General features: G+C 46.9%; 24 protein-coding genes. 22 read left to right on the top strand and 2 right to left on the bottom strand.

All coding sequences use genetic code 11. The annotated features are described in order from the left end of the window. The 4 genes from F6Q11_RS01650 to F6Q11_RS01635 form a co-directional block, all read left to right on the top strand. Positions 1-866: methionine synthase (locus tag F6Q11_RS01650; protein WP_297025977.1), on the top strand; the 866-nt coding region annotated here is incomplete at its 5' end. Positions 867-1,253: 387 nt separating this feature from the next. Beyond that, positions 1,254-4,532: a S8 family serine peptidase gene (locus F6Q11_RS01645; RefSeq protein ID WP_297025976.1), complete on the top strand. Its 3,279-nt coding sequence runs from the start codon at positions 1,254-1,256 to the stop codon at positions 4,530-4,532. A gap of 99 nt (positions 4,533-4,631) precedes the next feature. Continuing rightward, positions 4,632-5,636 (top strand): DNA primase small subunit PriS, encoded by a 1,005-nt coding sequence (priS, locus tag F6Q11_RS01640; RefSeq protein ID WP_367119313.1) that lies wholly within the window; start codon positions 4,632-4,634, stop codon positions 5,634-5,636. Positions 5,637-5,832: 196 nt separating this feature from the next. Then, entirely contained in the window at positions 5,833-6,987 is a 1,155-nt protein-coding gene (locus F6Q11_RS01635) for an acyl-CoA dehydrogenase (protein WP_297025975.1), read from the top strand. On the opposite strand, the gene F6Q11_RS01630 is transcribed toward F6Q11_RS01635, so the two are convergent. Next, positions 6,965-7,738 carry a DUF72 domain-containing protein gene (locus F6Q11_RS01630; RefSeq protein WP_297025974.1) on the bottom strand — a complete coding sequence of 258 codons (774 nt, stop codon included), beginning with the start codon at positions 7,736-7,738 and terminating at the stop codon, positions 6,965-6,967. The two genes, F6Q11_RS01635 and F6Q11_RS01630, sit on opposite strands and share 23 nt — an antisense overlap. A 41-nt stretch (positions 7,739-7,779) precedes the next feature. Between F6Q11_RS01630 and gatD the strand changes: the two genes are divergently transcribed. The 16 genes from gatD (at position 7,780) to F6Q11_RS01550 (ending at position 21,142) form a co-directional block, all read left to right on the top strand. Then, complete coding sequence (gene gatD / locus F6Q11_RS01625) at positions 7,780-9,009, top strand: Glu-tRNA(Gln) amidotransferase subunit GatD (RefSeq protein ID WP_297025973.1); 1,230 nt, start codon at positions 7,780-7,782, stop codon at positions 9,007-9,009. Between the two features lie 6 nt (positions 9,010-9,015). Next, positions 9,016-10,818, top strand: a complete 1,803-nt coding sequence (gene gatE / locus F6Q11_RS01620) for a Glu-tRNA(Gln) amidotransferase subunit GatE (RefSeq protein WP_297025972.1) — start codon at positions 9,016-9,018, stop codon at positions 10,816-10,818. 238 nt (positions 10,819-11,056) lie between these two features. Continuing rightward, on the top strand, positions 11,057-11,491 hold the full coding sequence (ndhC, locus tag F6Q11_RS01615; protein WP_297025971.1) for an NADH-quinone oxidoreductase subunit A: 435 nt from the start codon (positions 11,057-11,059) through the stop codon (positions 11,489-11,491). Then, a complete protein-coding gene (locus tag F6Q11_RS01610) occupies positions 11,479-11,952 on the top strand; it encodes an NADH-quinone oxidoreductase subunit B (RefSeq protein WP_110641750.1) in 474 nt (157 codons plus the stop codon). The genes ndhC and F6Q11_RS01610 overlap by 13 nt, the downstream gene beginning before the upstream one ends. Continuing rightward, on the top strand, positions 11,952-12,407 hold the full coding sequence (locus tag F6Q11_RS01605; protein WP_297025970.1) for an NADH-quinone oxidoreductase subunit C: 456 nt from the start codon (positions 11,952-11,954) through the stop codon (positions 12,405-12,407). The genes F6Q11_RS01610 and F6Q11_RS01605 overlap by 1 nt, the downstream gene beginning before the upstream one ends. Then, positions 12,407-13,510 (top strand): NADH-quinone oxidoreductase subunit D, encoded by a 1,104-nt coding sequence (locus F6Q11_RS01600; RefSeq protein ID WP_297025969.1) that lies wholly within the window; start codon positions 12,407-12,409, stop codon positions 13,508-13,510. Before F6Q11_RS01605 ends, F6Q11_RS01600 begins: the two co-directional genes overlap by 1 nt. Next, positions 13,507-14,547, top strand: a complete 1,041-nt coding sequence (gene nuoH / locus F6Q11_RS01595; protein WP_297025968.1) for an NADH-quinone oxidoreductase subunit NuoH — start codon at positions 13,507-13,509, stop codon at positions 14,545-14,547. The genes F6Q11_RS01600 and nuoH overlap by 4 nt, the downstream gene beginning before the upstream one ends. Beyond that, on the top strand, positions 14,544-14,975 hold the full coding sequence (nuoI, locus tag F6Q11_RS01590) for an NADH-quinone oxidoreductase subunit NuoI (RefSeq protein ID WP_297025967.1): 432 nt from the start codon (positions 14,544-14,546) through the stop codon (positions 14,973-14,975). Before nuoH ends, nuoI begins: the two co-directional genes overlap by 4 nt. Continuing rightward, positions 14,972-15,220 (top strand): NADH-quinone oxidoreductase subunit J, encoded by a 249-nt coding sequence (locus F6Q11_RS01585; protein ID WP_297025966.1) that lies wholly within the window; start codon positions 14,972-14,974, stop codon positions 15,218-15,220. Before nuoI ends, F6Q11_RS01585 begins: the two co-directional genes overlap by 4 nt. Beyond that, positions 15,213-15,431: a hypothetical protein gene (locus F6Q11_RS01580; protein WP_297025965.1), complete on the top strand. Its 219-nt coding sequence runs from the start codon at positions 15,213-15,215 to the stop codon at positions 15,429-15,431. The genes F6Q11_RS01585 and F6Q11_RS01580 overlap by 8 nt, the downstream gene beginning before the upstream one ends. Continuing rightward, on the top strand, positions 15,431-15,742 hold the full coding sequence (gene nuoK / locus F6Q11_RS01575; protein ID WP_297025964.1) for an NADH-quinone oxidoreductase subunit NuoK: 312 nt from the start codon (positions 15,431-15,433) through the stop codon (positions 15,740-15,742). Before F6Q11_RS01580 ends, nuoK begins: the two co-directional genes overlap by 1 nt. A gap of 2 nt (positions 15,743-15,744) precedes the next feature. Continuing rightward, a complete protein-coding gene (locus F6Q11_RS01570) occupies positions 15,745-17,646 on the top strand; it encodes an NADH-quinone oxidoreductase subunit L (protein ID WP_297025979.1) in 1,902 nt (633 codons plus the stop codon). A gap of 1 nt (position 17,647) precedes the next feature. Next, on the top strand, positions 17,648-19,135 hold the full coding sequence (locus F6Q11_RS01565) for an NADH-quinone oxidoreductase subunit M (protein ID WP_297025963.1): 1,488 nt from the start codon (positions 17,648-17,650) through the stop codon (positions 19,133-19,135). After that, positions 19,132-20,541 (top strand): NADH-quinone oxidoreductase subunit NuoN, encoded by a 1,410-nt coding sequence (gene nuoN, locus F6Q11_RS01560; protein WP_297025962.1) that lies wholly within the window; start codon positions 19,132-19,134, stop codon positions 20,539-20,541. The genes F6Q11_RS01565 and nuoN overlap by 4 nt, the downstream gene beginning before the upstream one ends. A gap of 5 nt (positions 20,542-20,546) precedes the next feature. Continuing rightward, entirely contained in the window at positions 20,547-20,900 is a 354-nt protein-coding gene (locus F6Q11_RS01555; RefSeq protein ID WP_297025961.1) for a hypothetical protein, read from the top strand. Continuing rightward, a complete protein-coding gene (locus F6Q11_RS01550) occupies positions 20,897-21,142 on the top strand; it encodes a hypothetical protein (protein ID WP_297025960.1) in 246 nt (81 codons plus the stop codon). Before F6Q11_RS01555 ends, F6Q11_RS01550 begins: the two co-directional genes overlap by 4 nt. A gap of 12 nt (positions 21,143-21,154) precedes the next feature. Here F6Q11_RS01550 and F6Q11_RS01545 read toward each other — a convergent pair whose 3' ends face one another. Beyond that, positions 21,155-21,487, bottom strand: a complete 333-nt coding sequence (locus F6Q11_RS01545) for a TA0956 family protein (protein WP_297025959.1) — start codon at positions 21,485-21,487, stop codon at positions 21,155-21,157. Between the two features lie 99 nt (positions 21,488-21,586). Between F6Q11_RS01545 and hemB the strand changes: the two genes are divergently transcribed. After that, on the top strand, positions 21,587-22,549 hold the full coding sequence (hemB, locus tag F6Q11_RS01540) for a porphobilinogen synthase (RefSeq protein WP_297025958.1): 963 nt from the start codon (positions 21,587-21,589) through the stop codon (positions 22,547-22,549). Between the two features lie 75 nt (positions 22,550-22,624). Continuing rightward, positions 22,625-23,236, top strand: a complete 612-nt coding sequence (locus tag F6Q11_RS01535; protein WP_297025957.1) for a peroxiredoxin — start codon at positions 22,625-22,627, stop codon at positions 23,234-23,236.

The following is a 23,236-nucleotide window of genomic DNA, read 5'->3' as shown; positions in this document are numbered from 1 at the left end:
TAGGCGGTGAAATGTACCGCTGGGAGATGTATGAACACCCTGCTGAACGCATAAAGGGCATAATATTCTACGGGATGGTCAGATCCTTCGACAACAGGTATTACAGGAAGGGATCAGCAATAGATAGATTGGAGCGCAGGGAGCCATTTCATGTGGATGAGGTCAAATTTGTCGCCAATGCAACTAAGAAGCCACTGAAGGTTCCTATAACGGGACCGTACACCATGATGGAATGGTCTTTCAACGATTATTATGAAAGCAGGGAGGATCTGGCTATGGAATTTGCCCGTATAATCAATGAGGAGCTGAAGGATATAGCCAGTGTGTGGGGACAGGTATCAGGAGGGCGCAAACTCGAGATACAGATCGATGAGCCAGCTACCACAACCCATCCGGATGAGATGGATATTGTTGTGGACTCAATCAACCGATCCGTTCAGGGAATAGATGGAGAGATTAGCATGCATGTGTGTTATAGCAGGGACTACCGGTTGCTTTACGACAGGATACCGGATCTTAAGATAGATGGGTACAATCTCGAATATTCGAACAGGGACACCCTTGAACGCGGTCTCACAGACGATAAGAGGGTCGGCTTTCAGGACCTGAAGTACTTCGCCCAGATAAACGACAGCCTGCAGAAGAAGAAGTTCATAGGTATAGGAGTTACCGATGTTCATATAGATTACGTTGAACCTGTGGATCTCATAGAGGACAGAATAAATTATGCACTGAAGATAATAGGCGATCCAGAACTTGTGAAAATCAACCCCGACTGCGGATTAAGAACGAGAAGCAGGGAGATAGGCGAACAGAAACTCAGGAACATGGTCATAGCCAGAAACAATGTTCTCAAGCAGCTATGATCAGATGACTTTTATTTTTTATAAATAATGTTAGAGGTTTGGGGGAAGCGGTAAAACTCTTCTCGGACACGAGATGCACGGACTTCCCCCAATAGAAAGATCTTTAAAGTGCGTATCTATATTTTTTATCCCTCAGGATAACCAAGTGTTGTGATGCTTGAGTAAAATCGCTGAAATCCGAATATACGCCTGTGGACGTCGCTATTTTGGCTTGTCCGGATGTCCGGAGAGGCGGATGCCCCCTCGCTGAAAGCAAGCCCTGAAGCTTCAGCTGAGGAATAGCTCACCTGCCTTTCGGTAAAATGGCATATTTCAAAGATCCTCTCAAACTGAAATCTCCATGAAAATACGATAATAATATTAACTATATTTGCAATATGAGGGTTAATGCAATTGCACGCGAGGGTTCTGGTACTGGTCGTTGTAACAGTTCTGATGTTCTCATCTTACGCTTATTACATGAATTATGAACATGGTCAGAATACAGCTTCGTTCGGTCAGCATGTGAATGAATATTCTGTCACTACAGTTAAGAATTATGATACCACCATAATGGTAAATTACAGCCAGCTTTCCTACGCGATCCTCAGATCGCTCGGTCTTGAATTTCATATATATGGGCAGTACCTCATCCTCTCTGGGCTTTCAGGCCGTCAGTTTTCGGAAATAACCGGAGTCCTCGGGGCCTATGGCATAGGTTTCATGTCGATACCGGAAAATTTAACCGCAACTCCATATTTGAATGCAACGCCGATGCAACAGTCTAGCGGTCTTGTATACTACCCGCACCAGATATACCAGGCGTATGATTATTCTTCTGCTTTCCTTAATGGTATAATGGGAAAGGGTGAAACCATAGGCATAGTTGATGCCTTCGGTGATCCCTATCTTAATTACGATGTCTTTGCATTTGATCAGCTAACAGGTCTTCCGCCGGTGAATCTCAGCGTGATATATCTCAATTTCACCGGTTTCAGCGTGAATTCGCACTGGGTTGAGGAGACAAGTCTGGATGTGGAATGGGCCCATGCTTCCGCACCGTATGCCAGAATAGTGCTGGTGATCTCAAACAACGATACTGTCTCATCGCTGACCTCAGCACTGAACTATATGATAAACAACATCAGACCTGACGTGATATCGCTGAGTTGGGGAATAGCTGAGAACCAGGTAGCGAAACCTGATCTTATTGCCATGGATGCGATCTATCAAGAGGCAAGCCAGGAAGGGATAACCATCGTAGCCGCATCCGGCGATAACGGTGCATATGACGGGACAGGAAACCTTACGGTCAATTTCCCAGCATCCTCTCCATACGTACTATCAGTCGGGGGTGTTTCGCTATTCGCCTTCAATGGAAAATTCTCAGAATCGGCTTGGGGAGGGATATCGGATGGAAAGAGCTATGGAAGCGGCGGGGGTTACAGCTCGGTCTTCACCAGACCTGTATGGCAGGACCCTGAGAACTATTCGTCAGCATTCAGAGGTGTACCTGACGTATCAATGGTGGCAAATCCAAACACTGGTGTTCTGATGATATCCGGCGCAAAGGCGTACGACGCTGGAGGTACGAGCCTTGCGGCCCCTCTATGGGCAGGCATAGTGGCATTGATGGATCAGGCCAGCAAAAGATCGCTGGGGCATGTTGACCCTCTGCTATACCAGATATCAAATACAAGGTTCTACCAAAACGCCTTCACGCAGGTAACGTCTGGATCCAACGGTTATTACAACGCCTCACCTGGCTGGAACCCGGTAACAGGGCTTGGAACGCCAATCGTCTCGAACCTGATAAACGATACCAATTACATAATGGATCCGTATGGTTCCATGTATCTCTTTAACACAACACCAGACTCTGTCTCAGCAAGTTTTACGGTGATGGAAGGCAACTCGACATACTCGTACATAGGATTCTATCAGAACAGTTCAAGTTACATCCTCTTTGGCATAATGAATCTCACCGGTTACAGCAATGCAGTGATCATGGTTTCTGAGAACGGCATAACGCTACAGCAGAACGTAAGTATGGCCAATGGGAGGATCTCAGATCTGAGCATATCGGCACTCTCGACTTATGAAATAAATGTAACGTATAACGGTAAATCATACGATTTAACCGCGTTCTTCTTCAACATGGGCCTGATGAGGCCGGTGGCAGGCGTTGAGGTTGTGAATTCGATGGATAATCTCAGTTCACCGGTAGTTTATATCCATGACCTCATGATCGATGGAAGAGGTTACAGTAATTTCAGCGCAACTCAGATACGTTACTCCGGAATAGGGCCGGCCTATGACTCCATCGGCATGGATGTTCTGAATAACGGAAGTCTGATGGCGGCTAGGTCAAGCAGCTTCATTCCCAATCCTATCAAGGGTACGGTCAGCTTGCCTTATATCCAGTATCAGATCAAGCTAGGTGCACCCATGCTTATATCGCTGTATCTAAACGACAGCTATAATGCCGTATTCTACCATGACGGATACCCTGTAAGGCAGCCATTAGAGACGTATGGGGGTACGACAATGGAGTTCAACACAACATACTCAGGATCGAACATAACCATCAACGTAACGGTTCCACGTGTCTATGATATGAATATAACATTCATTAAGAATTATGGATACTCACCAGTCTCGGCCGCAATACTGGTGGATCATTTCTATTCCTACATAGTGGCAAACGGTACATCAATTCCGGTCATGGCTGGCCCTACAGAGTTCACCATTGAATCAAAAGAATTCAATACCTTTAACGGTCAGATAGATATGGAATCCAACAAGACAGTGAATGTGCCGATGGATCCATATAATGCCACGGTTCAGATCACAGTATATCCAGCTTCTGCAAACGTTACAATCTCAGGTCGTATCCTGAGTGAGGCAGACGGCCAGTATACCGGAATATTCCATCCAGGCACTTACACCATCAATGTAACGATGCCAGGCTTTAGGAATTATTCGCAGATCATCACGCTAACACCCGGAAAAGTGTATCGGAATCAGGTGATCCTGAATCCGACCGTACCGATGCTGAGGATAGCCGGAAACGTGACAGATGGGCTGTTCAAGTTCCCTATTCCTGACGTGCTTGTGAATGCCAATGAGACGTATGCATACACGAATGCCACCGGAAACTTCTTTGTATATGCAGGCAGCGATAGAGGAAACGTGTCGTTCAGCGATCCTCTTTACCACGGTGTTGTCGTCAACTATACAGGCAGCCCCGGAGAAACGCTATACCTCAACATTGATCTCTACCCGGCAAACGTGTCTGTCCTATCTATCTTTGTTCCAAGGATAGCGAACGTTTTCCCATTTTTATTTTACATAACCTACATCTCATGGAATACATATACCGGATCAAACTTCGGGGTATACGAGATACTGATATCGAACAGCAGATCCATGTCAAACCCGCAGAAACTCATAATAACCGATCAGTCGCAGAACAGCCTGTTCATAATGGGAACAACGCCGGGGCATAGCTATTACATTCAGGAAGTACTTATGCTTAATACAGGACAGTTTTTCCAGAGCCAGGTTACGGTCATGTCATACTCTAACCCCGTCTATCTTGGACTTAACCTAGTTATCGTGGCCGCAATTTTAATATACATATACTTTGCGATCTCGATATTCGTCAGGAGGAGGCGTGAATACTGATGCAGTACGTATCCTGTCTGCACGCTAAAGGGATCAAGGACGTATCAGATGGATATGATGGATCGATAACGCTGGTGAAATCCCAATATTCCAGCATCTATGTTGAGAGGTATGGCCGGAATGGTATCGCAAAAATTGATTGACCTGTTCAGGAAGTATTATCGAGAAAACATGATAGATCCTCCTGAGCTGATAAGCAAGCGTGAAGTTGGATACATGACATTCTCCGGCGAGGTCATACGGCATCTTAGGGTGAACAATAAGTTTGAACTGAACATGCTTCTTCGTGACGCCGCACCCATGCATGTTTACAGCTCTGCGGCTTACTACAGGAAGCCGGATGAACGGAAGATGCCGGAGAAGGAATGGGAGGGAGCCGATCTCATATTCGACCTCGATTCTGATCATCTTCCCGGAGCCGAAAAGATGTCTCAGAGGAATATGCTGGCGCAAATCAGGGATCAGACCAGTAGGCTTGTATCAGATTTTCTCATGGATGATTTTGGCATTCCCAGATCTTCCATAAAGATATATTTCTCAGGAAATCGGGGATACCATGTTCATGTATCGGATGACAGGATTTACAGGCTGACGTCAGACGCACGGCGTGAGATAACGGATTATATAACGGGCAACAGCCTCGACGAATCCATTGTCAGAAAGGCAATCAGCATGCTTGCAATAGTCTCTGGAGGATGGCCTGCAGTTATAAGGAGAGAACTGGGTGATAATGCGAACGGAGGCATGATCAGAGAGACGGAGATCAGGAAGGCGATAAAGAAGGCTAGGGAAGATCATTCTGTCCTGATAGATTCTCCTGTGACGTATGATATACACAGGATCATAAGGATGCCCAATACGCTTCACGGCAAGAGCGGGCTGATCGTGAGAGAGGTTCCGATCGATCGCCTTCAGGACTTCGATCCGTTGCAGGAATGCATTCCAGAACAGTTTATGGATGGAGAATACGATATCATCCTGCCTGAAAAGATAAGATCCGTGGAAATAGGTGGCACTGAAGCTCCCAGGATGCCTGGCAGGCACAGGGTCAAAACCTATGTGGCCGTGTACCTTGTGGCTTCTGGTCGTGCGGTCTTTCCATGACGGTATGGCTCGATGATTTATACCGTAATGGCGAAACGGTGGCACAGGGAATAGTGGGGATTATATCACAGGTCGCATTTCCTAGCTGATCCTGAAACAATGGATATACACATATTTTCCATGGATCATATAGATCGCAGTTCTGCTATTGATTTGTTTCAGCAACAAAGTTATATCATGGATAAAATACCTTACCATGGGAAACTTCGGAGTAACGCAGGACGAAGATCTGGTACTCTCATTTGTCAGGAAATTTGCGGAGGAGGAACTTAAGCCGCTGGCAAGGGAGATCGATGAGAAGATGCAGGTACCCCAGAGGATAATAGACAGGATGAAGGATCTTGGGTTATTTGCAACATACATACCGAAGGAGTACGGTGGTTATGGGATGAGCTTCCCCTTCCTTGTCCGTACCATAGAGGAAATATCAAAGGCCTGCCCTAGCACCGCCCTGGTACTGGATGGGGCGCTGACCCTATTTGCGGAACCCCTCATAATGTTCGGTTCTGAAGATCTCAAGAAGCGTTATCTCCCCAGAGTCGCGTCAGGATCGGTGGGCGGGCTGGCGATCACAGAGCCTGGTGCCGGAAGCGACGCAGCTGGTATAAGCACGACTGCGGTTAAGAAAGGTGACAATTACGTTGTGAACGGCGATAAGATATTCATATCAAATGGAAGGATATCTGATTTCTTCGTGTTTGATGCTGTCACCGATCCGGGCAAGAGGCATAAGGGAATAACAGCATTCGTGGCTGACAAGGATACGCCGGGTCTGAAGATAAGCAGGGATATACACAAGCTGGGTATAAGGGGATCAAGCACGGTGGAGCTTGCCTTCGAGGACATGGAGATCCCGGCTGAGAACGTCGTTGGGAAGGAGAATGAAGGCTTCAAGGTCATAATGGAAACGCTTGACGCAGGCAGGATCGGTATAGCTGCACAGGCCCTAGGTATAGCCGAGAATGCGCTTGCGGAGGCCATCGACTACGTGAAGCAGAGGAAGCAGTTCGGAACCGAGATAGCGAACTTTGAGGGCGTACAGTTCATGATAGCGGAGATGGCCACGGAGATAGAAGCGGCCCGTTATCTTACATACGTTGCTGCGGAGAAATGGCAGAACAAGGAGAACACAATCGAGATATCCGCCATGGCAAAGATGAAAGCGAGCGATGTTGCCATGCGTGTCACGACGGATGCCCTGCAGCTCTTCGGTGGATACGGTTACACGACGGATCTTGATGCTGAAAGGCACATGCGGGATGCAAAAATAACGCAGATATACGAGGGTACGAACCAGATACAGAGGATAGTTATAGCTAAGGAGATACTTAAAAAAACGCGTTATTACTGACGCCGATCATCCTCGAAAGCGTCATCGCGTTTACGGGTGCACTTCCGTGCGGGTGGTTGTTGAAATAAACGAAGATATCATCATAGTTCACAGATTTTATTTTTGAAGCTATCTCCCTGATCTCTTCATCTGTGTACCTGTAATCGAAGGGATTCTCCGCCTTCCAGCCTCCAGAGTTTCTTCCATGGAGCCTGACGTAGGCCCACCGCAGGCCGCTTTCTATCTTATTCAACCTCCTCTCCGTGCTGTCAACGTCGACGACGGCTGCCCCGAGACCTTCCATGGCCTCTCTGAATTCATGGTTTTCATAGAGTGTCCCGTTCCTGACCTCCACGGCAGGTCTCTTCACATTTGCACATCTGATAAGCGCAGCGAGGCGATCGATATGATCCACGCCGAACCTTGGAGGCATCTGAAAAAGCACCGGGCCCAGGAATCCTGCATCCGAAAGATCTAACAGGAAATTCTGTTCAAATGTTCTGAATATGGTGCAGGCTCTATCTTCTTCTGTGAATATTGCGTCATGCGTTATGTCGCCGGGTACCTTAACGGAGAATATGAACCGTCTTCCATACATGGCCTTACTCCATCTTCTTACAACGTTTCTTGGCGGTATCCTGTAGAAGGTTGAATCGACCTCAACGGTGTTGAAAACGAGAGAATAGAACGATAGTTTGTTTGATGTATGTTCCGGATAGAATACGCCCTCCCATTCATCATAGGACCAGCCGGAACATCCAACATGTATCATCGATAAGGTACAGTTATTAAAGGATAAATAAATTACCAGATATGGAAAGGGCCTTACTGCGGTACAGGAATTCTGTAATTTCAGGCCTCATAATAAACGAGGCCAATGGGGTCATAACTGTGAAATCATCCAACGGATACAATATGACGTTCGACAAGTCCGAGGTTGAATTCATAGAGAGGAAGAGGGAAGAATACGCCGATCACAGAAAGATAGAGGCGATTGAAAAGGGGCAGGGAGAAAAACGGATATCAGTCCTGGCAACTGGAGGGACGATAGCCAGCAGGGTAGATTATGAGACCGGCGCAGTCAGCCCGGTATCCGATCCGGAGCTCATATTCGGCGGTTCTGATATACTTACAAGATTTACAGTGGCGGTTAAACCTGTGATGAACGAATTCAGCGAGAATCTGAAGCCTGCAGACTGGATCAGGATAGGTGAGATAGTTGCTAGGGAATCCTCCGATTCGGACGGCGTTGTGGTCGCCCATGGTACCGATACGATGAGCTACACCTCATCGGCCCTGGCATTCATGTTCGAGGCCATGCGTGTACCCATCATATTCGTCGGTTCTCAGAGGAGCTCTGACAGGCCCAGTTCAGATTCAAGGGAAAACATGGAGGCTGCGATAAACTTCGCCGGAACTGACATTGGTGAAGTGGCGATATCCATGCATGGAACCACATCTGACGGCCGCATATCGCTCCTTCGCGCTGTCAGATCAAGGAAGATGCATACGTCCAGGCGTGACGCATTCGAGAGCATAGGTCTTCCGCCAATTGCAGATTACGATGGTATAGTCAAATTCATGGGTTCATACCGGAAGGTATCCGAGGAGATGAAGTTCAGCCCCAAGCTTGACGAAAGGGTATCGCTTATCTACTTTCACCCGGGGCTAAATGCCGACGACTTTGAGAACATGATCTCTGGAAAGCATGCCGTTGTCATCATGGGTACTGGCCTTGGGCACACGGCAAGGGATCTCATACCGGTGATAAAGAATGCGTCTGCGAATGGAACATATGTCATAATGACATCACAGTGCATATATGGGTCCACAGGACTCAACGTCTATTCAACGGGCAGAGAGCTGCTAGCAGCCGGTGCCATTGAGGCTGGAAATATGGTACCAGAGGTTGCTTTCGTCAAGGCCATGTACCTTCTTGGGCAGTATCCGCATGAGCAGTTCAGGGATCTGTTCAGAACGAACATGAGAGGCGAGATCCTTGATAGGGACGTTCCTGAAGAGACCCTTAGGATTTCGAGGTGATGGGACATGGATACCAAGATAGGTCTTGAGGTGCATTTCCAGCTGAACACTGGAAAGCTTTTCTGCAGATGCCCTGTTGAGCAGACACAGGATGAGATGTTCAGGTTCAGAAGGAAGCTTCACATATCCGCCAGCGAGCTTGGCAACATAGATGCAGCGGCGTCCTATGAGAGCATGAGATCCAGGAGCTTCGAATACATAGTAGCGGACAATTCCTGCCTTGTGGAGATGGATGAGGAGCCCCCGAAATCGCCTAATCGTCTGGCTCTTGCCACGGCCATAGCCGTTAGCAGATCTCTCGGCTGCGATGTCATGGATCACATAACGTACATGAGGAAGATCGTCATCGATGGCTCAAACACCACAGGTTTTCAGAGGACGGCCATAGTGGGAATAAACGGGAGAATAGAGACGAGCAGAGGGCCGGTGAGGATATCTACCGTGTGCCTCGAAGAGGACGCGGCGAGGAAGATAGAGGAGAAAAATAACGTTGTCGTATATTCCCTTGACAGGCTTGGTATACCGCTGATAGAGATATCCACGGAACCCGACATAGTCGATGAGGAACACGCCGTGGAGGTGGCAAGATCCATCGGCTATCTGGTCATATCCACGGGTAATGCGAGAAGAGCGGTAGACGCCGTCAGGCAGGATGTCAACTTCTCTATGGGCTATGGACGTGTCGAAATAAAGGGCGTTTCAAAGCTTGCGCAGATAAGGGACGTCATAAGGTATGAAAGGGAAAGGCAGGAGAATCTCAGGATAGCCGTGGACACGATCAGATCCAGGGGCGGAATAGATAGATCTAGTTTTAAACTGAAGGATGTCTCGGATTTCTTTTCTAACACAAAATCAAAGATAATCAGGAATGGGCTCGAAAGCGGGCGTATATTCGCTTCTCTCCTGAAAAACATGGCCGGTACATTGAAGAACGGTAAGCTCAGGATGGGCAAGGAAATCGCGGACCTTGTCAGATCCTACGGCATCAAGGGTGTGATGCATTCCGACGAGCTTCCAGGATATGGACTGACAGCTGAGGAGGTAGAAACGGTCTATAGGTCGCTGGGAAAGTCGGAAAACGATGCTGTGCTGCTTATAGTTATGGATCCGGCGAGAGTTAGCTTTATCGAGAACGCTATCTTCGATAGGATCCAGAAGATAATGTCTATGGATCTCTCTGAAACCAGGGGGCCGTCCGGCGATGAAACTGTGTTTCTAAGGCCCATGCCTGGAAAGGATCGTATGTATCCAGAGACGGATGTACCGGTTATAGAAGTGGGTGCGGATCTCGCGGCGATGGCCTCCTCAATAAGGCCGAGGACATACGGCGAGGTTGTGCAGGATCTTGTAAAAACATACGGCATATCCAAGCAGAATGCTGAGTACATAGCGTCCGAGATGATCCTCGATCTGTTCCAGAGAATGGCACAGCTTATTGATGCCAGGGAAGCAGCAAGGATGATAACTCAGATAATACCGGATCTGGAGAGGAAAACTGGAAAGGTATTGGATCAGGATAAGATATTGAGGTTGTGCCAGAGATCAAAGGAAATGCAACTAGACAGATACCAGCTGGAAAAGGCACTCGAAATCCTGTATGAGAAGAATTCGGTGGAGGCCGCATTGAGTGATTCAAGAATAAGAGAGCTGAGCAGGCAGGAACTGGAGGATCTGATATCCGATATACTAAACACCCGTGGAGATGCAACCCGGAACGCGATAATTGCCCTGATAAGGGAGAGGACAGACAGGGTGTTCGATCCAAGAATGGCTATGGAATGCTTCAATGAGGTTAAAAATAGAAGATAAATTATTTTAATTATTGTATCAATATTAATTGATATAATGTATAAATGGGAAATGAAAACGACATTTTCTTATCTATGAGGATCGTATTTCTAAATTAATAGCACCATAATGTTTATTATATTACGTTATTGGTTATGTCATGACGATTATATCTAAAAATTATTCGAATTCAAATTATTCTATTATCGCGCTGGATTTACAAAAGAAATCTTATATAATGTCAAACGATACTCTCAGTATGTTAGATGGGTATATCCCTCTGCTCATAATCATTGTCGTAATACCTCTGGCGCTGATATTCGGCTTCAAAATTCTCCCTGCCCTGGGCGCCAACAGATACGGTGATAATACGATCAAACTCGATACGGAAACAGTCCTTAGGAAGGCTGCCTACGAGGATGCTCCGCCCGGCGTTGACCAGAAGTATCTGGAGCCGTACGAGAGTGGAGAGGTGGCAAGGGAGATATGGGGTAAGCCGTCTATAAATCAATATTATGTTGTTGTGCTTCTCTTTGTGGTATTCGATGTGGATATGCTTCTTCTGTTTCCCTGGGCTGTAGACTTCAAGCAGCTGGGCCTTATAAAATTCTTCGAAACGCTGATATTTCTTGCGATGCCGCTTTTCGGCGTCTATTATGCCTTTAAGCATGGTTATATGAGGTGGTTGAAATAAAGACTGGAGAGGTGGGTGTGGTCACAACCACACTCGATCAGGCTCTTGAATGGGCCAGAAGCAACTCACTCTGGCCACTCACCTTCGGACTGGCCTGCTGTGCCATTGAGATGATGGCTATCCAGGCCTCAGACATGGATATCTCGAGATTCGGCAGTGAGATATTCAGAAACTCGCCGAGGCAGTCCGATCTGATGATAGTTTCAGGTACGGTTACAAAGAAGATGGCTCCAAGGGTGCGCAGGATATACGATGAGATGCCATATCCGAAGTATGTCATAGCGCAGGGTGTCTGTGTAATACAGGGAGGCCCGTACAACCAAGGCTACTCAGTGGTTCTTGGTGTAGATCGTGTTGTACCAGTGGATGTGTATATTCCGGGGTGCCCGCCAACGCCGGAAGCCCTGACAAATGGCATAATCCTGCTTCAGAAGAAGATAAGGGGGGAGGCGGATAGATAATGGTTGACATAATCGCAGAGGAGAAGACAAAGGATGGAAGAAAGGTCATCAGGGTAGCCAAGGAAAACTTGATAGAACTCATGAAGGAACTCAAATCGCAGGGATATAATCTATCGCTCACCACTGCCGTTGATTATGTCGATCATATAGAGGTAGTATACCACGTCTACAATATGCAGAAGAATGAATACATCATTGTTAAGACCGAGACGAAGGACAACCATGTTCCAAGCCTGACATCCCTGTGGAACGCTGCAAACTGGGATGAAAGGGAAGAATACGACCTTGTTGGCGTTATATTTGATGGTCATCCTAATCTGAAAAGGCTATTCCTGCCGGAGGGTTGGGTCGGTCATCCATTGAGGAAGAACTACGACCTCAGCAAGGCTCAGTACATAAACATGGACGAGGATGGCAACGATTACGTTACCTTTGATCCGGAGGGTGGTTGGTGATGGCTGAGTGGACTGAGGTTAACTTTGGCCCTCAGCACCCTTCGATGCATGGTGTTCTGAGACTGAGGGTAAAATTAGATGGAGAGATCGTGAAGGAGGTTGAACCCATAATAGGATACCTCCACAGGAACGCCGAGAAGATCGGAGAGTTGCAGTTCTACTGCGATAACATGATCTATTTTGACAGGATGGATTACGTGGCCGCGATGAACATGGAGGTGGGCTATCTTGAGGCCGCAGAGAAGCTTCTGGATATAGAGGTGCCGGAGAGGGCCCAGTGGATACGTGTCATGATGGCAGAGCTCAACAGGATAGCCAGCCACCTCGTATGGCTTGGTGCATTCGGCCTTGACCTTGGTATGCTAACACCCTTCTTCTACTGCTTCAAGGAGAGGGAAAAGATACTCAAGATATTCACCGAGGTATCGGGTTCAAGGCAGCAGCTCAACTACATGAGTATAGGTGGTGTATACCAGGATGTAACGGATGAGGCGCTGGATCACATAAAGACGTTCATAAGGGAGTTCCCCAAGGAGCTGAACAAGATAGAGAGCCTATTCGTAAAAAATGATGTGTTCATATCGAGGACAAAGGGCATCGGCATCCTGAGCAAGGAGATGGCCATAGACTACGGTGTAACTGGTCCGATGCTCAGAGCCTCTGGCGTTGAATACGATGTGAGGAAGGCGCAGCCGTATCTCGTCTACGACAAGGTCAATTTCGATATTCCAGTATCTTTCAAGGGCGATAACCTGGCAAGATTCCTGGTGCGCGTGGAAGAGATGAGGCAGTCCGTTAAGATCGTCGAACAGACCATACAGAAGCTCCCGGCAGGTCCGTACTTCAATCAGAAGGCGAAGAAACCCCTCATGATAAGGCTACGCGGCCAGGGAGAGGTTTATGCGAGGACTGAGTCGCCAAAGGGTGAGTTCGGAGTCTATCTCATAGGGGACGGTTCAATGCGTCCTTACAGAGTCAGAGTACGCAGTCCTACGTTCAAGAACCTTTCAGTGCTTCCGGCTCTGGCCAAGGATCAGATGATAGCCGATCTAATATCCATTGGAGGTTCCATAGACCTTGTTTTTGGTGAGGTGGACAGATGAACATATTGTTGAGATTACAGCTGTTTTTTCAGATAACAGGCCACTACGCATCCTATTTCCTGGCCTACATATTCGAGACCATATTCTTCCTGATCTTCGTGGTGATATCACTCATCGCCATGATATACATATTCAGAAAGTACATGGCCAGGCTGCAGCTTAGGATTGGACCTAACAGGGTAGGCAAATTTGGATTACTGCAGCTCATAGCCGATGCACTGAAGCTCGTCGGCAAGGAATCTATAATTCCGAAGCTGAGGGACGATTTTGCATACAAGGCCGCACCATACATAGTTTTCATTGGCCTGGTGGTGGGCTTCGTCATCATACCCTACGGAAGCTTCTACTGGATTGGATCGCTCACGATAACACATTCAAATGTATCCCTGATACTTTTCTTCGGCGCAATCGCCATGATGCCCATCGGCGAGGTACTCGCCGGTATAAGCTCACACAACAAGTATGCGGTTATAGGTGCATTCAGAGGCATAGCAAAGGATGTTTCCTTTGAGGTTCCGATGATGATAAGTGCAGTTTCACTTGTGATGATGGACTCTGCTCTCAGCAGGACATCGCTGAATTTTGAAACGTTGGTCTCAACACAGTTCATCCCCTTCGGCATCCTGCAGCCACTTGGTCTCTTTGTCTTCATGGTCGCCATGATAGCCCGTTCATCCTATACGCCGTTCGATCTCTCTGAAAGCGATAGTGAGATAGTATCCGGCTATTCCACAGAATATTCTGGTATGAGGTTCGGTCTCTTCTACATGGGAATGTTCGGGAGCATATTCCTGGGATCGCTCGTAGTATCGCTTCTCTACCTGGGAGGCTTCAACGGGCCGTATTCATCGTATGCAGGATTCATTTACCTTCTGATAAAGGGCCTGATCCTGGTGCTCATATCCTTCCTCATATGGCTCTCCATGCCCAGGATCAGGGTTGACAGGTTCATCAATTTTGGCTGGAAGATACTCCTGCCGATATCAATAATCAACCTGATCTGGGCAGGATTTCTGACGCTGGGGGTGATATCATGATAGAGGTTAAAGAACCAAAGAGGATACCGCTGATAGGTTCTCTTCAGGGCATGTATACTGTATTCAAGCATCTGTTCAAGAAGCCGATAACTGTTCAGTATCCGGAGGAAAAGGCATACACACCGGCCAGGTTCAAGTTCAGGATATTCCTGAGCATGGATGATTGCGTTGGTTGCACACTCTGCGAGCAGGTCTGTCCGAATCTTTCCATAAGGATGATAGTCGTTGAGAGGAATAATCCGCATAACAAGAGAAACCTCTATCCGCAGGTGAACTTTGGTACATGCACGGTGTGCCGCAACTGTGAGGAGATATGCCCCACTGAGGCCATATACCTGACGCATGAGCTGGAAACTGCACGCACGAAGAACAACTTCTTCTACAGTCCAGAGGAGCTTGAAAAGACGGAAAGCGAGGTGAAGAAATGATATATACTTTGATATTCTCGCTCATAGCCATATTCCTCATAGCCTTCTCCGTCATGTCGGTCAGGGAGAAAAATCTGACACACTCGGTCATATATCTCTTTCTATTCCTGATAATACTGGCTGCAGAGTTTCTCTTCATTGGAGCCTCGTTCATAGCGGCTGTTGAGGTCCTTGTATATATTGGTGCGGTGGTCACAATTCTGGCATTCACAGTTATGATCACAGGAGGTAAGGAAATTGAATAAATATCTTGCCCTCGTGGCCGTTATACTCTTCTTCATAGCGGTGATAGTGCCAGTGCTTATGATGTCTGGCGCGTTTATTCCAATATCGCAGAATATAACATTTTACGGATACGACCTCTTCAACCAGTACGTTGTCCCATTTGAACTTATATCTGTTGTCATAGTTGGCGCCATACTTGGCGTCATGTATGTGGCAAGGGGTGATGAGTGATGTTTGTATCAGCGATAAGCTTTGTCGCCATACTGCTCTTCGTCATTGGACTTTACGGCGTCATGACCTCCAGGGTGGGAATAAAGATGCTGATATCGATAGAGATCATGATAAATTCAGCTATATTGAACGTCATCGGTATAGGATCATATTACTATGCCCATTCTGGAAGTATATCACCCTATGTATTTGCACTGTTTGCGATAGCGATTGGCGTCGTTGAATCCGCTGTGGGTCTTGGGCTGCTCATAGCCGTCTATCACAGGTTTGGGAAGATTGATATCTCCCTGCTCAAGGAGATAAGGTGGTAAAGATGTACATATATGGCTGGATGATATTCATTTCGCCTCTGATCGGCTTTCTGCTAACGCTGATAATAGGCAAATACTACAGGAAATGGTCTGGGGCAATAGCCTCATTCTTCATATTCCTGGCATTCGTTTTCTCCGTGATAACGTACTTTACGGTTATCAAGCATCCAATATACAACAGCTATACCTGGTTCTACAACATTGACTTCGGGATATACATCGATAATCTCGCCATAGTCATGGCGATAATGGTCTCATTCGTATCTCTGATGATACACCTCTTTGCAATATACTATATGAAGGATGATCCTAACAAGCACGTCTACTTTGCTGAGACCGCGCTTTTCACCGCAGGTATGCTTGGGCTGGTCATATCGTCTAACCTCGTGCTTCTGTTCCTGTTCTGGGAGCTGGTTGGCCTGTGTTCCTACCTCCTGATCGGCTTCTGGTTCTTCAAGCCCAATGCGACGGCTGCGGCCAAGAAGGCTTTCATAGTCACCAGGGTTGGAGACCTCTCCTTCATCATAGGCATGTCCATACTGTACTACTCGCTCATCAACGTCACCAAAGACCCGCTCAGCATACCATACCTGATATCGAATGCAAGCTCCATTGCGGTGGCCATAGGAAAGGTGAGACTGGGCATCATAGCCATATTCATACTGGGTGCTGCGATAGGTAAGTCTGCACAGTTCCCGCTGCATGTATGGATACCTGATGCGATGGAAGGTCCAACCACAGTATCAGCGCTCATCCATGCAGCCACGATGGTGACAGCCGGAGTCTACCTTGTTGCGAGGCTGTTCCAGGTCTTCCTGTACGCGGCTCCATTTGCCATGTATGCGGTGGCCATCGTCGGATCGTTCACCGCCCTCTATGCCGGAATCGTTGGGCTAGTGGTAAATGATGTAAAGAGGATACTTGCATATTCAACCATAAGCCAGCTGGGATACATGCTGGCGGCCATAGGGCTCGCACCAATAATCGGTGGCGTTGCCGTTTCTCTGGGGATGTTCCACCTCGTATCGCATGCCATATTCAAGGCATTGCTCTTCATGAGTGCCGGTGCATTCCTAGTGGCTATGATGGATCTGAGGGATGCGAAGCAGATGGGTGGTCTCTGGAAGAGGATGCCCATAACGACCACTCTCTTCTTCATAGGATCTCTGGCGCTTGTTGCTTTCCCAGGCACGGCCGGATACTTTTCAAAAGACCCGATCATATTTGCTTCTTACAACTACTTCACAGGATCGCCGTCAGTCTCTGGATTCCTGCCGTTTCTGTTCCTGATGATAGGATCGCTGCTGACGACGCTTTACACGTTCCGCATGTTCTTCCTCGTTGCAGTAGGAAAGCCAAGATCCACGCTGGCTGAAAAGGCAAAGGATCCGCCACTGCTGGCGCTCCTACCGCTCATAGTCCTCTCCATATTTGCGCTGATACTTGGTGTCTGGCAGGCGCCGTTCTACAGCTTTGTGAAACCCACGTTGGATCTGGCGTCATATACGGTTTCCGTTCCGACTGCACCGGTCTACATAACCACCATGCCCATAATACTGCTCGCCATAGGTTTCTTCATCGATCTTTACATATACGGATTCGAGAAGTGGAAGACATGGGACATATCGAAGAGCTGGTACTACAAACTGGTGAAGAACAAGTTCTATATCGACGTGCTCTACACCAGGATAATATCAGAGCGTGTTATTCTTCCTCTCTCAGCAGCATTCAGCGGTTTTGAGAATTCATACAATGCATCTGTAAACCGGCTCGGTTCAGACACGGTCTCAACAGGTTCCTATTTCAGGAGACTACAGTCTGGAGTCTTTGAGAACTACGTTGCAGTGCTCATAATTGCCGCAATCGTGATCTTCATCATAATCGAGATCGTGGAGCTGATGTGAAATGTTGGCATTCGATATTTTGATAATATCAATCATATTTGGAATCGCAGCTTTCTTCACTGGACGCTATGCAAAGGAAACAGCATCGATACTTTCAGGCGTACTGCTCATACTGATAGCGGCATTCTCCATAATGCGTTTTTCATCATACAGTCGTGGATTTGTTTCGCAGTACAGCATAACAATATCGAACAGCATAGGTCTCTACTTCTCAGTGGGTGTAAGCGGGCTGACAGATGCACTGCTGATACTGACCGGCATAGTCATGCTCATAGCCATACTTATAACGGACAGGGAGTATGGTTCAACGTTCTTTGGCCTTGAGATGCTTGTAGAGGTAGGGCTGATAGGTCTGCTCATATCTAGGGACTTCCTGTTCTTCTACATTTTCTGGGAGCTTGTACTTGTACCGGTATACTTCATGATAGGAAGATATGGGAGAGATAACAAGGATTCAATATCGCTCAAATTCTTCGTCTATACGCACATAGGATCGGTTTTCATACTGCTTTCCATCTTCACGCTCTACTCCTATTCTATAACGTACCTTGGATACTACACCTTTGAAATAGGCCCGCTGATGGGGATTGTCCATTCCTTGCCCGCCTTTGAACTTGGCTTCGTTCTTTTCGGCTTCTTCTTTGGTTTCCTGGTAAAGATGCCGTCCTTCCCGATACACTCATGGCTTCCAGATTCGTATTATTCTGCTCCGTATCCGGCGACGGTTATACTCGCTGGTGCAATTTCAATGATGGGTGGTTACGGTCTCTTCGGCATTCTCATGGAGGCCTACAGTGCCATACCACTCTGGGTGCTCTACTTCCTGGCCGCACTGGGCATAATAAGCATAATATACTTCGCACTGACTGCGATGTTCCAGAGGAACATAAAGAAGATGATGGCCTTTGCAAGCGCTTCCGCAATGGGCTTCGTTACTCTCTCATTCGCAGCATCATTGATAGAATCGGCTGGATCGTACTACAGCGTGAAGCTCATTGAGGCCTCGGGAGGCATGTTCCAGATAGTTGCGCATGGACTGATAATGGCACTTGTCTTCTCTGCGTTGTACTATATCAGCAGGAACACGAAGACCGATTCAGTTTACGGTCTTGGAGGAATATACCGCGAGGCACCAATGCTGTCTTCCTTTGCGTTGATAGGCTTCCTTGCCTCTCTGGGTCTTCCAGGATTCGCTGGCTTCATAGGGGAATTCTCAATAGTTGTGGGTGTATTCCAGGCCATCAGCTGGTACATATTCTTCGTCATATTCGGAATGATAATAACCGCATCGTATCATATATGGACAGCTCAGAGGTCCCTTTACGGGCCATACAACGAGAGCTTGGGGTTCATAAGGGACGTCAGGGCCGGGGAATTTCTGATACTGATATTCCTGGTACTGGTGATATTCCTCTTCGGCATATATCCGAATCTTATCTTCCACAATCTTGTTAATTATGCCAACAGTATATTCGGGGTGATCTCATGAATGATATAGCACTTTTTTATCCTGAGATATTCCTTGCGATCATGGGCTTTGTTGTCCTGGCCGTTGGAATACCGATCAGGAAATATACAGTCACGTCAGCGATAACATTTGCCACTCTGATTGTGGCCATAATAATAATGGCAGTCACGCCACATTCGTCGGCTTATGGAATAACCGTTAACAGGTTCTCTGAGTACTTTGCCATAGTACTTCTCATATCTGCGCTCTTCATATCGCTGCCGGTTTCAAAATACCTTGGAAAGAGGTCAGAGATATTCTATTCAGCACTGATATTCTCATCGCTTGGTATGATCATTGTCGCCGAAACATGGAACCTGATAATAGCATTCGTCGCTTTTGAATCTGTCAGTATAATGACCTACGTCATGTCAGCATACGGAGGAAAGCAGAGGAACCTTGAGGCCACTGTGAAATACTTCTTTACTGGAACCATTGCGACCACGTTCATAATACTGGGTGTTGCATTCTACTATTTCTCTGTCGGCACCTTCACACTCTCCACGTTGAATACTATGCAAACAGCAACAAAGCCTACGATGCTTCTGGCGCTTCTGTTTCTTCTGATAGGTTTCGGCTTCAAGCTCGCCATATTCCCCATGCACCAGTGGGCCATAGACGCTTACGACGGAACAGAGAACGACGTATCGGCATTCCTTTCCACTGGAACCAAGATAATGGCATTCGTGATCGTGCTTAAGATATTCCTGGTCGGCTTCAGTGCATACACAGCTCCAGTATATTACTTCTTCGTGATACTATCCGTTCTAACAATGACCTATGCCAACGTAGCCGCTCTTTCGCAGAACAATGTCAAGAGGCTTCTGGCATATTCATCCGTGGCACAGGCAGGTTACCTCATACTAGTTCTGGCAGTTGTATCCTACATTGGCATTGGCAATAAGCCGGGTATCGTTGATCTCGCAATAGCCTCAGGCATGTTCTATTCGCTTGTCTACATATTCATGAAGGGTGGATCGTTCCTTGCCATGAATATGGTCAAGCAGGACAACGTCACCTTCGATGCAATATCTGGTCTGGGAAAGAGGTCACCTTATGTTGCAGCGAGCTTCTCAATACTGCTCTTAAGTCTCGCCGGGATACCGCTGACCGGTGGCTTCCTGGCGAAGTACTTTCTCTTCCTCTCCGTGATAGAGGGCGGGTTGTGGTGGCTGGCCGTAATAGCGATACTCAACAGTGCAATATCAGTATTCTATTACATGAAGGTCATGAGATATCTGTTCTGGGAGGAACCAAAGGGTGAATTCTCCACAGACGATGGAAACAAAGCTGCAGTCATAATATCTGCCGCAATAGTTGTATTCCTCGGGGTGTTCTACGTGATATTTCCAACGCTGATCAATATCTCGTCGCAGATAGTGGGGTGATGTAGATGAACGCCAATCTGAATATGGATGTTATAAGAAGTGCTCTGTTAGCGGGGGAAATAGATGATGCCTATAAGGTCATTTTCAATGCGAGGAAGAGACTCGAACTCTACAAATCAACCACTGGCGACTCCAGATACGATGTGTACTATGATTTCATAAGCATCTTGGACGACGTTGTCAGAGGTATGAGATCCTGGAAGGATCTAAGGTCATATATTGACGGAAACATGGATGCACTTTCAAAGTTCATAGATCCAGATTTTCTCAAGAGCTTCCCATACTATCTCTTCCTCTCCATAGACAGGTACAACGTCAGGTTCCCGTATTATGATGGCAAGAGGTGTGATGACAGATGAGCTTCGAGGAATGCTTCATGCACATGGAGGATGAGGAGGAGGCTGCAGAATGCATACACTGCCTCAAAAAACACGGTGAGCAGGTCATGTTCGATGATGATCTCGGAAGGCTTGTCATGGGCCGTGAGATCTATGACAACCGCTATGTGGACAAGATGGAGGAACTTACAAAACTGCTGAACATAAGAAATCGTAGAGATTATGAGTTCATGGATAAGAAATACAATCTCACCATGTACTGAATTCAAATTTTTTTATAGATCCGTCTCAACCTTGAATCCCTTGTTCTTGAATTTTTCTGCCGTTGCCTTTATCACTCTTTTCATGTTCTCGTCTATATCTGAAAACGATACTGACATGAGTCTCTTGTCAGCATTGATAACGACGAATCCCACGGTCTTATCATCTGGCATTATCTCGTCCGTTCTCGCAAACTTGGATATGAAATCCATCATTATGTCAGGATCGTCTTCATCAACTATTTCGTAGAGCTCGCTGAATGATTCGAGAAATTTTTCCATGACAACGCATATCGTTGTCGGATGCGATCCGGCCATCGATATATTATACATAGCGCATAGCGTCATATGTTCCATATCCCTTCCTAATATAATTTATTTCATGTACAATTCTGCGCTAATTATCTGCAAGTGCACCTTATATATCCGTAAAAGGCATGTGGGGTCATGTTTCCAATAGTCAGGATGAGGAGGTACAGGAAAGATCAGAATTTCAGGGATCTTTTTTCAGAGACCATGATAAGACCTGAAAAGCTCGTAATGCCAATATTCGTTGAGGAAGGAATATCCAAGCCAGTTGAGATCTCCTCCATGCCGGGTATACTCAGATACCCCATAGGGGATCTCAAAGCATACGTGAAACACCTTGAGGACATTGGTGTCAGATCCGTGCTTCTGTTCGGCGTGCCCTCGCACAAGGACAGCACCGGAAGCTCAGCGTACGATAAAAACGGCGTGATACAGAAGGCGATATCCGTGATAAAGGAGAACACTGACATCATAACGATCGCAGATCTCTGTCTGTGTGAATACACAGATACAGGACAGTGCGGTCTCCTCAAGGACGGTTACGTTGACAATGATTCGACACTCGAAGTGTACAGAAAGATCGCCAGAAGCTATGCTGAGGCCGGAGTTGACATCGTGGCGCCCAGTGGTATGATGGATGGGCAGGTCTCCGCCATAAGGGATGAACTTGACAGCAATGGCTTCGAGAACGTTATGATAATGGCATACAGTTCAAAGTTCTCATCAAATCTGTATGGTCCATTCAGGGAGGCTGCTGAATCAGCTCCAAAGATCGGGGATAGGAAGAGCTACCAGATGGACTACAGGAATCAGAGGGAAGCGCTGAGAGAGATAGACCTGGACGTTTATGAGGGTGCTGATATAATCATGGTAAAGCCAGCAATATTCTATCTCGATGTCATAGCAAAGGCCAGAGAGAGGTTCGATCTGCCGCTTGCGGCGTACAGCGTCAGCGGTGAATACAATATGATATACAATGCCGTGAAGAACGGATATTTGGCAGAAGATGCCATAAAAGAATCCCTGATCTCCATATTCCGCGCTGGCGCCGACATAGTCATAACATACTTTACGGAACAGATACTAGCGAATACAAAATGATATTCGTTAAATATTAGCATTGCACAATTCAATACACTTATATCCCTTTCTTGCATTTTTCCCTTGGTGATTCAAATGCCAGTAACATTGGGACAAAAAGCTCCGGATTTTACCGTGAACACATCAAAAGGGCCCATAACCCTGTCAAGCTACAGGGGGAAATGGGTACTGCTCTTCTCACACCCAGGAGATTTTACACCTGTGTGCACAACGGAGTTCATAGCCTTTACGGAGAGGTATAAGGACTTCCAGGCGCTTGGCGTGGAGCTCATCGGTCTGAGTATCGACAGCGTTTACAGCCACATAGCGTGGATAAGAGATATAAAGGAGCACTTCGGAATTGAGATACCATTCCCGATAATAGCAGATATAGATAAGGAAGTGGCAAGGCAGTACAACCTCGTCGACGAGAAGTCCGGCGCCACAGTAAGAGGAGTGTTTATAATCGATCCAAACCAGATTGTCAGATGGATGATCTACTATCCAGCGGAAACGGGCAGGAACATAGATGAGATAATAAGAGTCATAAAGGCCCTCCAGTTCAACTGGGAACGCAAACTTGCAACACCAGCCAACTGGCAGCCTGGTCAGGAGGGAATAGAGGGAGCGCCTTCAACCGTGGAAGCCAGTCTAAAGAGGGATGGAGAACCCGGCGTCAAAACCTGGTACCTGAAATTTGTGAAATAA

This window comes from Thermoplasma sp. (assembly GCF_008709555.1).
Lineage (GTDB): Archaea > Thermoplasmatota > Thermoplasmata > Thermoplasmatales > Thermoplasmataceae > Thermoplasma.
The sequence above is the reverse complement of the archived record's forward strand: the minus strand, read 5'-3'. Positions and strand labels throughout refer to the sequence as shown.

What these genes read in the sequence shown, in the direction of transcription:
- nuoI (WP_297025967.1), top strand. Translation starts at nt 14,544, where the DNA reads ATGATAGAGGTTAAAGAACCAAAGAGGATACCGCTGATAGGTTCTCTT.
- F6Q11_RS01645 (WP_297025976.1), top strand. Translation starts at nt 1,254, where the DNA reads ATGCAATTGCACGCGAGGGTTCTGGTACTGGTCGTTGTAACAGTTCTG.
- F6Q11_RS01550 (WP_297025960.1), top strand. Translation starts at nt 20,897, where the DNA reads ATGAGCTTCGAGGAATGCTTCATGCACATGGAGGATGAGGAGGAGGCT.
- F6Q11_RS01600 (WP_297025969.1), top strand. Translation starts at nt 12,407, where the DNA reads ATGGCTGAGTGGACTGAGGTTAACTTTGGCCCTCAGCACCCTTCGATG.
- F6Q11_RS01555 (WP_297025961.1), top strand. Translation starts at nt 20,547, where the DNA reads ATGAACGCCAATCTGAATATGGATGTTATAAGAAGTGCTCTGTTAGCG.
- nuoK (WP_297025964.1), top strand. Translation starts at nt 15,431, where the DNA reads ATGTTTGTATCAGCGATAAGCTTTGTCGCCATACTGCTCTTCGTCATT.
- F6Q11_RS01535 (WP_297025957.1), top strand. Translation starts at nt 22,625, where the DNA reads ATGCCAGTAACATTGGGACAAAAAGCTCCGGATTTTACCGTGAACACA.
- F6Q11_RS01585 (WP_297025966.1), top strand. Translation starts at nt 14,972, where the DNA reads ATGATATATACTTTGATATTCTCGCTCATAGCCATATTCCTCATAGCC.
- F6Q11_RS01565 (WP_297025963.1), top strand. Translation starts at nt 17,648, where the DNA reads ATGTTGGCATTCGATATTTTGATAATATCAATCATATTTGGAATCGCA.
- nuoN (WP_297025962.1), top strand. Translation starts at nt 19,132, where the DNA reads ATGAATGATATAGCACTTTTTTATCCTGAGATATTCCTTGCGATCATG.
- hemB (WP_297025958.1), top strand. Translation starts at nt 21,587, where the DNA reads ATGTTTCCAATAGTCAGGATGAGGAGGTACAGGAAAGATCAGAATTTC.
- gatE (WP_297025972.1), top strand. Translation starts at nt 9,016, where the DNA reads ATGGATACCAAGATAGGTCTTGAGGTGCATTTCCAGCTGAACACTGGA.
- F6Q11_RS01630 (WP_297025974.1), bottom strand. Translation starts at nt 7,738, where the DNA reads ATGATACATGTTGGATGTTCCGGCTGGTCCTATGATGAATGGGAGGGC.
- F6Q11_RS01635 (WP_297025975.1), top strand. Translation starts at nt 5,833, where the DNA reads ATGGGAAACTTCGGAGTAACGCAGGACGAAGATCTGGTACTCTCATTT.
- nuoH (WP_297025968.1), top strand. Translation starts at nt 13,507, where the DNA reads ATGAACATATTGTTGAGATTACAGCTGTTTTTTCAGATAACAGGCCAC.
- ndhC (WP_297025971.1), top strand. Translation starts at nt 11,057, where the DNA reads ATGTTAGATGGGTATATCCCTCTGCTCATAATCATTGTCGTAATACCT.
- F6Q11_RS01545 (WP_297025959.1), bottom strand. Translation starts at nt 21,487, where the DNA reads ATGACGCTATGCGCTATGTATAATATATCGATGGCCGGATCGCATCCG.
- gatD (WP_297025973.1), top strand. Translation starts at nt 7,780, where the DNA reads ATGGAAAGGGCCTTACTGCGGTACAGGAATTCTGTAATTTCAGGCCTC.
- F6Q11_RS01570 (WP_297025979.1), top strand. Translation starts at nt 15,745, where the DNA reads ATGTACATATATGGCTGGATGATATTCATTTCGCCTCTGATCGGCTTT.
- priS (WP_367119313.1), top strand. Translation starts at nt 4,632, where the DNA reads ATGTTGAGAGGTATGGCCGGAATGGTATCGCAAAAATTGATTGACCTG.
- F6Q11_RS01605 (WP_297025970.1), top strand. Translation starts at nt 11,952, where the DNA reads ATGGTTGACATAATCGCAGAGGAGAAGACAAAGGATGGAAGAAAGGTC.